The sequence below is a fragment of the Glutamicibacter sp. 363 genome (assembly GCF_052379505.1).
Taxonomy (GTDB): Bacteria; Actinomycetota; Actinomycetes; order Actinomycetales; family Micrococcaceae; genus Glutamicibacter.
In genome coordinates, this window is the sequence record NZ_JBQSYR010000008.1 from 23,398 (window position 1) to 36,419 (window position 13,022).

The 13,022-nt window shown below is 65.4% G+C and carries 8 protein-coding genes; 3 read left to right on the top strand and 5 right to left on the bottom strand.

The window, feature by feature from the left end:
• Position 1: 1 nt before the first annotated feature.
• Positions 2-2,494: a CHAT domain-containing protein gene (locus ACT3UA_RS06270; RefSeq protein WP_444615696.1), complete on the top strand. Its 2,493-nt coding sequence runs from the start codon at positions 2-4 to the stop codon at positions 2,492-2,494.
• Positions 2,495-2,599: 105 nt separating this feature from the next.
• Positions 2,600-4,711, top strand: coding sequence for a S8 family serine peptidase (locus ACT3UA_RS06275; RefSeq protein WP_444615697.1), 2,112 nt, complete (start codon positions 2,600-2,602; stop codon positions 4,709-4,711).
• A gap of 317 nt (positions 4,712-5,028) precedes the next feature.
• Here ACT3UA_RS06275 and ACT3UA_RS06280 read toward each other — a convergent pair whose 3' ends face one another.
• Together ACT3UA_RS06280 and ACT3UA_RS06285 are read right to left on the bottom strand one after the other, a co-directional pair.
• Complete coding sequence (locus tag ACT3UA_RS06280; protein ID WP_105650304.1) at positions 5,029-6,591, bottom strand: arylsulfotransferase family protein; 1,563 nt, start codon at positions 6,589-6,591, stop codon at positions 5,029-5,031.
• A gap of 377 nt (positions 6,592-6,968) precedes the next feature.
• On the bottom strand, positions 6,969-8,813 hold the full coding sequence (locus ACT3UA_RS06285) for an SH3 domain-containing protein (protein ID WP_444615698.1): 1,845 nt from the start codon (positions 8,811-8,813) through the stop codon (positions 6,969-6,971).
• Positions 8,814-9,137: 324 nt separating this feature from the next.
• On the opposite strand from ACT3UA_RS06285, the gene ACT3UA_RS06290 reads away from it, so the two are divergent.
• Positions 9,138-9,905, top strand: coding sequence for a 4'-phosphopantetheinyl transferase family protein (locus ACT3UA_RS06290; protein ID WP_444615699.1), 768 nt, complete (start codon positions 9,138-9,140; stop codon positions 9,903-9,905).
• Here ACT3UA_RS06290 and ACT3UA_RS06295 read toward each other — a convergent pair.
• The 3 genes from ACT3UA_RS06295 to ACT3UA_RS06305 all read right to left on the bottom strand — a co-directional run bounded on the left by ACT3UA_RS06295 (position 9,902) and on the right by ACT3UA_RS06305 (position 12,887).
• Positions 9,902-10,249 carry a cupin domain-containing protein gene (locus ACT3UA_RS06295; RefSeq protein ID WP_096283148.1) on the bottom strand — a complete coding sequence of 116 codons (348 nt, stop codon included), beginning with the start codon at positions 10,247-10,249 and terminating at the stop codon, positions 9,902-9,904. The genes ACT3UA_RS06290 and ACT3UA_RS06295 overlap by 4 nt on opposite strands.
• Before the next feature lie 112 nt (positions 10,250-10,361).
• A complete protein-coding gene (locus tag ACT3UA_RS06300) occupies positions 10,362-11,195 on the bottom strand; it encodes a hypothetical protein (protein ID WP_141393438.1) in 834 nt (277 codons plus the stop codon).
• A 468-nt stretch (positions 11,196-11,663) separates the two neighbouring features.
• A complete protein-coding gene (locus ACT3UA_RS06305) occupies positions 11,664-12,887 on the bottom strand; it encodes an MFS transporter (protein ID WP_255248316.1) in 1,224 nt (407 codons plus the stop codon).
• Positions 12,888-13,022 lie beyond the last annotated feature (135 nt).

Here is a 13,022-nt window from a genome sequence, read left to right on the forward strand (position 1 = left end):
TATGCCGCTTGAGGACCACCTGTCGGCGGCAACCGAAGCCTACCGGGGCGCCCGGGCGGCCATTGCCGCGTACCGGCTGCCCGAGGCAGGCGCGCTGCTGGGCACCGCCCGCCGGCACCTGGCCGCGCTGCCCCGGCCCGAGCGCATGGACCTCGATCAGCGGATCCGGCTCACCGAATCCTGGCTGATCTGCGATGCGCGCGGGCTTCCCGCGGCGCTGGCGCAGATCGAGGCGGTATTGCAAGAAGCCGCCACCGCCGCAGACGACAATCTCGTGGCGCTCGCCCGCATCCAGGCCGGGGTGCTCCACGCCAGAGCCGGAAACTTCGAGGAGGCGCTGGAACAGCTGCGGCCCGCGGTGAAGTACGCAACACGGCTCCCGCTCGATGACCGCGTGCGGCTGCTGCTGAACAAGGGCACCATCGGTTCGCAGACCGGCGCCCTGGCCGAGGCCGCCGCGGACCTGCGCGCGGCGGCGGAGCTGGGCAAGGACCTGCCGGCCTACCGGTTCATGGCGCTGCACAACCTGGGATTCGTCGAGTATCTGCGCGGGGACCTGCCAGCGGCCCTGCAGCTCATGGCGCAAGCCGACGGGCTCGAGGTCGAGGTGGACCGTTCCGTCGCGCGCCACGACCGCGCGCGCGTGCTGCTGGAGGCCGGGCTCATCGAGGAGGCCACCGAGCTCTTCGAGCAGGCCGTGGCCGAGCTGCAGCTGGCCGGGCTGGCCGAAGAATGGGCCGAGGCCCGGCTGGACCAGGCCCGCTGCGCCGCGCTCGCCGGAGACCCCGGCCAGGCGGTCCGCCTCGCCGAGGGGGTCCTGGCGCAGGCCGCGGGGCGCGGCGAAACGGCCCGCACCCAGGAGGCCCGGGCCGCACGGCTCGAAGCGCTGGTCCTGGGCTCCGAGCCCGGGAAAGCGCAGCTTGCGGCGCAGGCCGCGGCCCTGGCCGCCGATGCCCGAGCCACCGGACGGCCCTGGCTCGCGGATCGGGCCGCCGCCCTGCAGCTGATCGCCGCCGCGGAGGGACCCGAGCCGGAGCCCGGCGATCCGCAGGCCCTGCGCGGCCTGCGCCGCATGCGGGCCTCCCCCTACCTTTCCACGCGCCTGCTGGCCGTCCTCGCAGGGCTCTGCACCACCACGGACCCGGCGCGGCGCGGCCGCCTGCTGCGCGCCGCGGCGCGGGATACCGCCGCCGCCCGCGCCGGCATGGCAAGCCTGGATCTGCGTACCGCCGTCGCCGTCCATCTGGCCCCCATCATGCGCTCCGATCTAGCGCGGGTGGCTGCCAGCGGCGAGGGCTGGACCGCTTTGCGGGCCACCGAACGCTGGCGGGCGGCGCTCGCCGAGGTGCCCTCGGTCCTGCCGCCCGCGGACGACGCGGCCGCCGCCCTGTTCGCCACGCTGCGCCGGCTGCGCGAAGAGCTGCGCACCGCCGCACCGGGTCCGGCAGGTGCCCTGCGCGTCGCGGCCGGCAGAATCGAAAGGCAGCTGCGCGAGCACCACTGGACCCACCGCACCCATGAACCGGAAGACCTGCCCGGGCCGGTGGGCCGTGCCGAGCTGTCAGCGGTGGGCGTGCTCAGCTACTTCTGGTCCGCGGACGCGCTGCATCTGGTGCAGCTGGCGCCTGGCGCTCCGGCGCGGTTGCTGCCGCTGGCCGGGCGGGCAGAGGTCTCCGACCTGATCGCCGCCGCCCTGGCCGACACCGCGGCGGCCGGCAACGCGCCGGCGGGCCCGCTGTCCCGCGCGGTGCGCTCCTCGCTGAACGCCGCGCTGCAACGGCTCGAGCAACTGGTGCTGCCCGAGGACCTCGGCAACGCCCCGCTGGTGATCATCCCCAGCGGGGAGCTGGCCAGGCTGCCCTGGGGCATGCTGCCGCGGCTGCGGCACCGCGGTTTCACGCTCAACCGCTCGGTTGCGGCTTGGGCTGCCGGCGGCGTCAGGCTTGCCGGCCCACCCAGCGTGGCCGTGGTTGCCGGTCCCGGGCTGGCGCTGGCCGAAACCGAATGCGCGGCGGTGGCCGGCTGCTGGGCCGGCGCCCGGCCGGTCCCCGCCGAACCGGCCGCGCTCAAAGCCGCCCTGGCCGCCTACGACGTCGTCCACATCGCCGCCCACGGGCAGCACCGGGAAGACAGCCCGCTGTTCTCCTCGCTGCGGTTGCACGGCGGTTCGCTGTTCGCCCACGAGCTGGAGCAAGTGCCGATCCGCGCCTCGCTGGTGGTGCTCTCCGCCTGCAGCGCCGGGCGGGGGCGGCTGCGCCCCGGGGACGAGGCGCTGGGCCTGACCTCGAGCCTGCTCGCCATGGGGGTGGGCGCCGTCGTGGCGCCGCTGACCGACATCCCCGACGCCCTGGCAGAGCGGACCATGGCAGGCCTGCACCGCCGGCTCGCCTCCGGGCAGGAGGGGCCCGCGGCGCTCGCCGCGGCCTGCGACGGGCCGCTGGAGCGCAGCTTCGCCTGGTTCGGCTCCGACTGGCGGGCCGGCCCGGGCAGCTGAGCGGAAACTTTTTGGGCGGCGGTGTATCACCGGCCGCCGCCGGCGCTCCTAGGGGGTGCGGCGCAAAGGGGCGCCGCATCCGTTATCGGCTCCAGGAGCAATCCAATGTCAGAGAACAATGAGGCGCAGGCCTACTACTACGCCGACGGCGAGCGGGTTCCGCTGGCCGCATCACCGAACTTCGTCGCCATCCATGCAGACGCGGATCAGGCCGAGGCCATGAACGCCCGCGCCGCGGCGGCATCCCACGACCCGCAGCACCCGGTCCAGTTGCTGCGGGTCACCGACCAGAACCTCGTGGTCATGCGCGTCGAGGACGCGCCGCTCGCGCGGCCAGCCGGGGCGCAAGCCGCCGCGGAGGCCGGGGCAGTGGACATCTACGAGCCGGTGGCCGCGCAGGCCGGGGACGGCGAAGACGCGCCGAGCGCGCTGATCGACCAGGGCGAGCTCATCGCCAAGTTCGAGCCCGGCGCCGACGCCGCGGCGAAGCTCATCAAAAAGCACCATCTTCAGACCGTCCAGGAGGACTACCCGGAGCCCGGCGCTTACCTGCTGCGCACCACCCGCGCGCCGGACTCCGCGCTGGCCATCGCCAACGAGCTGCACGAGCAGGAGGGCGTGGAGTACGCCGTGCCGAACTTCGTGCGGATCGCCCCGCGGCTGACCAGCACCCTGGAGGAGCTCGTGGAAACGGCCGAGCCGAACGGCACCGGCCCGGCGTTCACGCCCAACGACCCGCTGCTGCCGGCGCAGTGGGGCATCAGGAAGATCCGCTGCCCCGAGGCCTGGGACATCACCCGCGGCAGCTCCGCCATCTCGGTGGCGGTCATCGACGAGGGCGGCAACGCGCACGAGGACTACGTCCTGGCCCCGGGCTACGACGCGCGCTTCAACGACCCGAACCCGGCCCCCAGGTCGGCCGATGGCCACGGGGTGGCCTGCGCCGGGATCGTCGCGGCCACCGCCCACAACGGGCGCGGCATTGCCGGTGTCGCGCCGAACAGCCGGGTGCGGCACATCCGCATCGCCTACGGCATCGGCAACGGCTTCTGGTCCACCACCGACGCCATCATCGCCGCCGGCGTCCGCAAGGCGGTCGACCTCGGGGCCGATGTGCTGTCCAACTCGTGGGGCAGCCCCACCAGCACCGTGGTGACCAACGCGTTCCGCTACGCCCAGGCCACCGGGCGCGGCGGCCGGGGCACCCCGATCGCGGCGGCCACCGGCAACGGCGACATTCTCGGGGTCGGCTACCCGGCCCGCCTCTCCCCCTCGATCCGCGGCTTCCTCGCGGTCGGGGCCAGCAACCAGTGGGACCAGCGCAAGAGCAAGACCAGCCTCGACGGCGAGACCTGGTGGGGCTCGAACTACGGCCCGCAAGTCGACGTGGTGGCGCCCGGGGTCAAGATCCCGACCACCGACATCATGGGTTCCGGCGGCTACTCCGGCGGCAACTATGTGAACACGTTCAACGGCACCTCCTCGGCGACACCGCATGTCGCGGGACTGATGGCGCTGATCCTTGCCGTCGATCCGGCGCTGCGCTCCTGGGAGGTCGAGGACATCATCAAGCTGACGGCGCGGGACCTGGGTTCCGGGGGCCGGGACCAGCATTTCGGGTTCGGCCGGATCGACGCCCGCAAGGCGCTCGAGGCCGCTTCCCGGATCTGGTACTCGATCCAGGTCACCCCGGTCTTCCTCGGCTCCGGCCGCGACACCTATATCCGCGCCAACATCCGGCTCTACAACCCGGGCATCAACACGGTGCGGCTGAACGGACTGACCTTCCGCTCGCACGCTCCGAACGGATCCGTACTGGACCAGTTCAGCTTCGCGGGCAATCCCGGCCCGGTGATGCTGGCGCGCAGCGGGCACGACGTGCGCTTCACGAACGTGCTGCTGCGGGCCAACGGGAACCGCTCGCGGTGGTCCTATAAGTGGTCGGCGAACTGGGGCTACACCTTCTGGCGGCCGGGTGCACCGCTGCATCCGCTCGGGGCCCAGGAGCCGGCCGACGCCGGTGCCGGCGTCCTGGACGAAGCACAGGGCGTGAGCGAGACCGTGCCACCGGTAGAAGGTGCGGACGCTGGCGCGGATAGCCCGGTCGAGCCGGTGCCGAACGCCGAGCCCGCGGCGCTGCCTGCGCTCAATGGAGCCGGCGGGGACCAGATCACCGTCGATCGGACCAGCAAGGCGATCACCATCGTGGTGCGCTGAGCCGGCGCCGCTGGGGGCGGAAATCGGGGATCCGACATGCAATCTTGGGGGATGCATGTCGGATCCCCGCCGCGGTTAGATCGCCGAATCCGGTAATGGTGGATTCCGCCGATTTCAGGCAATGAATTGCATGCAGATCGGCCCACTTCATGTTTGACTTCCCAGGATCCGGAATCCCGCGATGCACGCACCGCCGAAGACAAGGCCATGGCCTTGCTCCGGGCCTTCGGCGATGCAGCGGCCACTTGTGTCGGAGTCAGCGAGCTAACCCGACGAGCCGAGCTGTCGAAATCCACACCGGCCTACCTGCCAGTCGCTTACTCCTGGTGCATTGCGCTGCCAAGCACCTCACCGTTGCCGTCCAAGGCTTCAACAACGACGTACCGTGCATCGCCGGGCAACGGGATGGCTGTTTCAAAGGACTCCCGTTCGACGGTGGCCTGTTCGCTTGCGGTTGCCGCGTCGTCCCCGGTTAGCAGGCGCCATTGCGCGACCTCGGTAGCACCGTTCCAGGAGACGTATGCGGTGCGATCCCGGAGCGTGAGCTGCGGGTCGGTCGATGGTTGCCCGTGCCACGCAGCCTTGTACGCCCGGTAGCTGGTGCCTCCCCCAGAGAATCCTTCCGGGTAGCAGGCATCGCCATGGCAGATATCGTAGAGCAATTCACCATCATGGTTGTATTCCGAAAAATAGGACTGCGAGCCCCAGCCGATAAGCATGTTGCCGTTGGACAGTTCTTGGGCGTTGGCCATGCTGCCGGCCGCCCGTTCCTGCGGCGGAGCATACTCGGTGACCACCGAGGCGGTCATTGCCCCCTCGTCCAGTGACAGCCGCAGCCCCCGGGAGGACCGTTCGCTCTCATCTCCTTTGGCGTGGTTGTCCAGCAGCGTCAGCGTCCCGTCGGGTGCTCGCTGCGCGTCATGCTGCCAGACGAACACGGCATCCTCATCGAGGTCGAAGTCGCTGGCCGATCCACCCAACGTCCAGACCACCTCCCCGGTGGTGCGGTCCAGCCGGTACACCGCCGAAGTATGCCGGGCCGAGACGAGAATTGCGCCGTCGTGGTCTTCGGTTATCGAATTAATGTGGAAGTAGTCAAAAGGCTTTTCCGCGGTGCCCAGTTCGTCCTCGTCCTCCGTCTGCGCGGCCCGTTCGGAGTCGAAATCCAGCATCGTCTGCGTCAGCGGAACATGATCCAGCGCGCTCCATTCGAAGATCACCTCGCCGCTGGCAATGTCGACCTCTTGGATCACCGCATCTTCGATGTTTCCATCCTCCGGGCCTCCCACGGCAGACAGATCGGCCGGGGTGGGCACATAGGAAGCGATCAGCATGGTGCCGGCTGCGGTGATGGTCGAGTCGTGGAAGTCTGCCTTGCCCGGACCTAGAGAACCGCCGGTGGTGACGCTGGCAATCTGTTCGTAGGCGGCGTTGAGGATGAGAATCTCGCCATTGCCGCGGCCTCCGTCTCTGGTGCCCTGATAGACCGTTAATACTGTTTCGCCGCGGTATTCCTGCGGACGAAGGTCAAAATAGTTGTCCTTAGGGTCCTCCGGGTCGATCGGTTCCATCCAGACAAGTTCGCCTTGGGCATCGAAGATCATCGCCCCGGATGAGGGAGTGCCGGTCTCGTAGCCCGGGGTCAAGAAAATATACTCGGTCATTCCCCCGTGCTTTGCGGCCGCGGTTTCGCCGTGCGAAACTGCCAATTTCGGCGGCGTCAGATCCGGGCGGCTGACGAAGCTGTGATGCGGCACGGGGTAGTCCTCGGCCCCTTCGGTGGGAGCACAGCCGGAGAGCAGCACGGCGAGCGCCGCCACGATGGCTGCAGCCGACGCCCGGCGGCGGCGAGGTTGATACCAAGTGATGTTCGCACCCATACCTCAGAATGACACCGTTGGGCCGAGGATAACAAGGGCTGAGCGCTGCGGCACCGTCATGGCTGGATAGGTAACCGCGGGCAGCTATCAACTACCATTGCTGCGCCCGGCTAAGAGCGCCCATGCCAGGCACCGGTCGGAGCCCGGACTGCTGATTTACCGATTGGCGCTTTTTCCGGATGATCGCTTCAGGTCATTCCATTCCTCGAAGCAATAAGAAATACAGGATCTCGGTGGAGATCCAACATGCCGTATTCCGCGGCTGAAGCGCAGCAGAGTCTGTCCTTGCGCGTGCGGTGAGACACAATACCCCTGCAGGGAAACGCAAGGGCTGCGGCCCTGCCCTCAGGGGACAGGATCCGCAGCCCTCTACTTGCCTAGCCGTTCAGCGCGCTGTAATCCAGAGCGCCTCCGGTGGCGGAATCGCCGTAGGTTTCCACGTGGACGTGGTCCATATGCCGGGTGGTGTCATTCCAGTTGTCGGTGAATTGGGTGCCGTACTTGCCAGAGGTCGAGTACGGCTCCCAGCCCTTCGCCTCGGACAACCAGATCTTGTCCTGCCAGATCAGGTAGTGGACTCCCAGCTGCTTGCGGTTATCCAGCAGGAACTGGGAGATGCGGTCTCCGGCGGCGATTCCGGCGGCGCTCTGGTAGTTGCCGATCATCGCGTCCACGGCTTTGCCGGAGCTGTGGCCAACGGATCCGGGACGCACCGTGCCCAGCGAGGTGAAGTCACCGGCGAACAGCTGCCGCAGCTGCTTGATGACCACTTGGGTATCGCTGCGCACCGGGTGCAGCTCTGCGGTGCTCAAGTAGCGGGAGCTGACGTATCCGGTGCCGACGCTGCTGGTCACCTTAGCCCAGCCGTTCTGCGCGCTGATCAGCTGCACGCGCCCATAGGCCGGGAGAATCCCCTTGCTGGCGTAGCTGGTCCCCGGGCCGGTGCGCAGATGCAAGCTGCCGGTTGTCCAGCGGTATTGCGCGCTGGAGGGCTTTTCGTCGCTCAGGTAGTCGGCACTGACGTAGCCGGTGCCCTCGGAGGCGGTCACCTTCGACCAGCCCGCCGTAGTCAGGTGGACGGTGAGCTTTTCGCCCTTCGGGATCACGCCGAGGGAACGGTGACTAGTACCTGCCCCGCTGCGCAGGTTGAGGTTCGCGGTGGTCCACTGGGTGCTGCCCCCGATAGGGCGGACGCTGTCGTCCTTGTCCTCGCCCTTGGGCTGGCTGTCGCTCTTGGCGCTCGTGGACAGGTACGCGCTGCTGGCCCAACCGGTGCCTTGGGAGGAGCTCACCTGCGACCAGCCGCTGGAGGTCGTGTGGATGGTGACCTTCTCGCCCTTGGGGATCACGCCGAGCGAACGGTGGCTGGTTCCGGCCCCGGAGCGCACGTTCAGGTTGGCCGTGGTGTACGCGGACTTTTTGGCGGTGGGCGGGGTCTTTGGTTCGGTGTTCGAGGCGCCACCGCCCAGGTAGGTCCGGCTGACCCAACCGGTCCCCTTCGAGGAGGAGACCTGGGCCCAGTTGCCCGAGGTACGCAGCACATTGACCTTTTCGCCCTCCGGGATCACGCCAAGCGAGCGGTAGCCGGTTCCGGCCCCGGTGCGCAGATTCAAGTTCGCGGTCGTATAGCGCGAGCCCTCCGGGGAGTCCGTCTTCGGGTTGCTTGGCTTCGACGAAGACCCCTTCGAGGTCAGGTAGCTGGCGCTGGACCAGCCGGTCCCCTTTGACGAGGACACCTTGGCCCATCCCTTGGATGTCTGCGAAACGGTGACCTTCTCCCCCTGGGGGATCACGCCGAGCGAACGGTAGCCGGTCCCGGCCCCGGTGCGCAGGTTGAGGTTCGCCGTTGTGTAGCGGACCGAACCGCCCTTGGAATCCGTGGTGGACGAAGTCTTTTCCAGGTATGACCCAGCGGACCACCCGGTTTTCCCGCCGTACTTGATCTTGTTCCAACCATTGCTGGTCGCCAGCACGCTGAGCTTGGTGCCCTTCGGGATCACCAGCAACGTGGCTGAGGAGGTTGAGGCCCGTTCGCGCAACCGCAGGTTTGCCGTGGTGCGCTTGATAGTTGCCGATTTGGCCGTTTGGACGGTGAGCTTCGCCGTCGGCAATGAGTTCGGCACATCTGCGGATGCCGGTGCCGCTGCGGCTGCCTGAGCGCCGGTTCCGATTGTCATGGTCACGGCCAAGGCCAGTGCTGCGGTGCGTCCCGGATTCCTCATATGTCCCTACTTGCTATCAGTCGGCGGCGCTCATCCATCACGGTTCATAGGGAATCTGGCAATGTCCGAGCGGCGTGTGCTAGTTCTTTCAATCGGCACCCACCCCATCAGGAAAGCCGCCCCAAGCTCGCCACCGAAAGTACTTCTACGCAACACCTTTCCATAATCTGGCCCGGCTTGCACATCATTTTCCCAGTTTGTCGCCTTATCGCGCGCAGACGTAAGCTGGCTTACTTTTTTGATGCATCAGGCGGTCCACTGACCCTTACCCGGCGGGACCCGTGGTTCCTCCCCTGCCGAATTCCAGCACGTAGGCTTAAGCACATGGGCATCGAAAATTCTCAGTCACAGATTTTCTACGCGGTGGCTACCGCCCGCGAGGTCGAGCTGGCGGCGGAGAAATTCGGCGGTCCAGAGCGGATTCTTGGCACCGAGGCGAGGCGCGCCACCGACTTCCTGCAGGCCGAAGACCGCGCGGCCTTCCTCGGGGCGCGCACGCTGCTGCGCTTGTTGCTGGCGCATGTCCAGCACGGCGATCTGGCGATGGCCGAGCAGCTGCGGATCTCACGTCGCTGCACTTCGTGTGGCTCTGTAGAGCATGGGAAACCTGCAACCCCAGAGCATTCGATCTCGCTTTCGCGTAGCCGCAAAATGTTCATTGCGGCAGTTGGCCCGAAGCAGATCGACCTTGGAGTCGACATCGAGCGGGGGCCCGGCTTTTCCCCCGAAGGCGTTTTTGCCGGTTTTGATGACGTGGCGCTCACCGCCGCGGAACGCAGACTGGTTCGTCGAGAGGCCAACGCGGATCGGGTGCGCCTCATCGCGTGGTCGGCGAAGGAGGCTCTGCTCAAAGCCTCGGGCACGGGGCTGCGCCAAGAGCCGTCCGCCGTCCCGGTGCTATCGGCGCGTGCGCTTCGTGCCGAGCGTGAGGGGCGCTGGATCGAGGTGAAGCACCCGGCAGAATACCAGCTGCGCTGGCTGCCGGTGCCCGCCACTCATGTCTCGGCACTGGCCGCCTCTGCGCCGCTTCCGGTCGCGGAGCTCAGCGCAGAATTATTCGGAGGAGAGAACGGCCAGCTGATACAGCCCTAGGCGTCGATGAAGGTGATCAGAATGCGGGCAGGGTTTTCCGCGTAAACGGCATGGACCACACCTGCCTCCAACCGGATCATTCCGCCATAGCTCAGCTGATGAGTCTGATCACCCACGCTGAAGTCCACCTGCCCGTCGAGAACCTGCACGATGATGGGAGTCGCTGCCTTATGCTCGGCCAATTCGACATCCGCGTCAAAAGCGATCTGCACGAGCGTGGCGCCGGAAGCGGAACTGATCCGCTGGGCCGAGTAACTCCCTGGCTTGATCGGATTCGCTAATTCAAGATCGCCCAATTCCTGAGCCAACAGGGTACTTGCTACCTTGGTGTCGTCCTTGTCCATCACGAATCTTCCTTTACGTCAGGTGGTGCCCGGTGCTGAAGGTCCAATCTCCTTCGAGTATTCCAGAATTTGCCTGCATTCCAAGGCTGCGAGCGCATTGGCCGCAGCGGGGCTAGTAGGAGCGCCGCCTGACCTTGCGGACGATGAGCAGAATGACGCTCACCATCATCGCCGTCGCAAGCGTCACCAACGCCGGAATGATCCAGTCGGATAGCCGCACGGAAGCTACGGTCAGCCCGCCGAATTCGCTCAAGGACTCGCCCCATGACCCCACAGGGTTTTCCAGGATCGTGACTACCGCTGAGATCACCGCGGGCATGATCCATTGAATTGCCAAGGCAACAATCCAGAGAACCAGGTGCCAGGCTCGGAGAAAACCGAGGAATCCCAGCACGAGTCCGAGCAGCAACGGGCCGGCGTAAATCAGCGAGGAATAGATGTTCGGATCTGCCGGAGTATAAGTCGCCACCATTTGTATCCATTGGCCCACGCTGAATGCGAGCAAGGCGACCACCAGCGCCACCACGCTCAGCCGCAATTTTGCGATGACAAAATAGAGGACCTGGGAAATCACCAGCAGTGTTCCGAAAACCCATAGTTCCCCTTGGGTTTCGGGGCTGGCACCTCCCTGCAGAAAATCCGGGTCGCCGCCCAATATCCATTGCGCTGCAAGTCCTAAGAGGGAGAGCATCATGCCCACATCGGTCAGAATCGCGAAGCTCGTCGCACTCCGCCCAATGACTCGGGCAAACCAACCGCCGAGTAAAGCGACAAGAGACAAAACAATAATCAGGCCCGCTGCATCGGAATTCGGAGCAGGCAACAGCGACTCGTCTCGTTGCCCAAGCCATAACCAGAGCCAAGGAGCAACGGCAAGCAGTACAACGAATAACCCCGCAACGATCTGAGCCCACCAGGGACTCCAGAAGTTCCGGCTGCTTCTCATGTTCAACGTATGTGCTCCCACGGGCTCATTGTGTCAGAGGAGCGAGTCTGATCCTAGGACCCGAGGAGCTGTTTCAGCGCGTCGGCCACCGGTGTCACAGCGTCGACAAGCTCAACGGTTTCGGCGGTCCGGATCGTTTTGGGCTGCACTGCCCTGCGGTACAACGGCAAAGAGACCCGTCCACGTTTCTCCTCAAAACGGGGAAGCGTGTACGGGTCTCTTGATCAGACCTTTCGATGCCCGACGACGGTGTATTTGTCCCGTGTCTAGATGCGCCAGCGAAGATATGGGTGATCTTTGCGGTGATCGGCGTAAGCCATGCCAGGCGGTAACCCGATGACTTCAACTGAAACCAGTAAATACCAAATCAATCACTGTGTGCAACCGACCTATTGATGAGTGATCAATATGATCAGTCCTAGTACCTTGGGGTACCTTAGAGCCGACATTCTGCCGAATGCGCTGAATTTAGTGTCGCGGGTCACTGTCTTCAACGGTTTCGCTATGGACTCTTTCAATCTTGATCTTTCGCTCGGACACTGCGGAGGACAAGAACATCGCCACGATGACAAAGCACAAAGGCAGGATCAATGCCTGACGCAGCCCAAATTCATCACCCACGAATCCGAGGAGTGGCGGACCGACCAGGAATGCGATGTATCCAATGGTTGCTGCCACAGCTACTCGTCCTGCAGGATCATTTCCCGAGGCTCCAGCGGCAGAAATTGCCAGCGGAAATGCGAGCGAGGTGCCAATTCCCCAAAGAATGACTGCGCTGCCTGCAAGAACCGGGCTTTCGAGAAAGATGACGCCGGACAGGCCGGACGCACCGAGGAAGGCGCTCACGGCAAAAGTCCGGCTCGCGCCGAAACGTGCGATGAACCAGCCGCCGCAGAACCTGCCAATGGTCATCGCCAGCGCGAAGCCGGTGAAAATCAGGGAGCCCGCGGCCGGGTCAAATCCGTGGCCGTCCACCATGACTAGCGGGAGCCAATCATTGGCGGACCCTTCGGCGAGCGCCATCGCCAAGACGATGAAGCCGATTAGCAACAGGCGAGGATCCAGCCACAACCGCGCGGTGCGCTGCGGCGCTTCTCCATCTTGCCTGTGCATATCGATTTTGCCGGTTCCCTGCGGAAGATAGCGATTGACGCAGAAGAATAGTGCGAGGGAAAGCAGGCCGCTGAGCACTAAGTGCCAAATTACGGGGAAGGCCAGCGAAGTGAAGACTATCCCGAGGCTCGCCCCAATGACGGTACCGAGCGAGAAGAAGCCATGCAGGCTGGCAAGGAATGGCTTCTTGGTGATTCGTTCCACCTCGGCGCCTTCCACGTTCATGCCAACTTCTGCACTGCCCATTCCGGCGCCGAAAATGAATAGACCCGCGGCGACGCACCATTCCAATTGGAAGTGGGCGCTCATTCCAATCAGCGGCATAGAGATAATCACGGCGGATGAGCCTGCTTGGATCACCGGACGGGCCGCGAAACGCGCAACGAGCTTTCCGGAGAAGATAATTCCAAGCATCGATCCTACGGACAAGCCGAAGAGCACAAGCCCCATCTTGGCGGGGGTAGCTTCGAGCAGATCGCGAATGGCCGGTGTTCGGGTAACCCAAGAGGACATCGTCAGCCCGGGAAGGAAAAACAGCGTATACAGCGCCCAACGGCGTTGGGTAATGGTCGGTGCCAATTCCGCTCCTGGTGCGGGTGCAGTCGGTGCCGAAATCGGCATTCATAGTAAATCTACACAAGGTTGGTATTTGCAGGACAACTTTGTCTGCAGAATCATCACTACGCCTTGACCTTGACGCTGCGTCAACCCTTA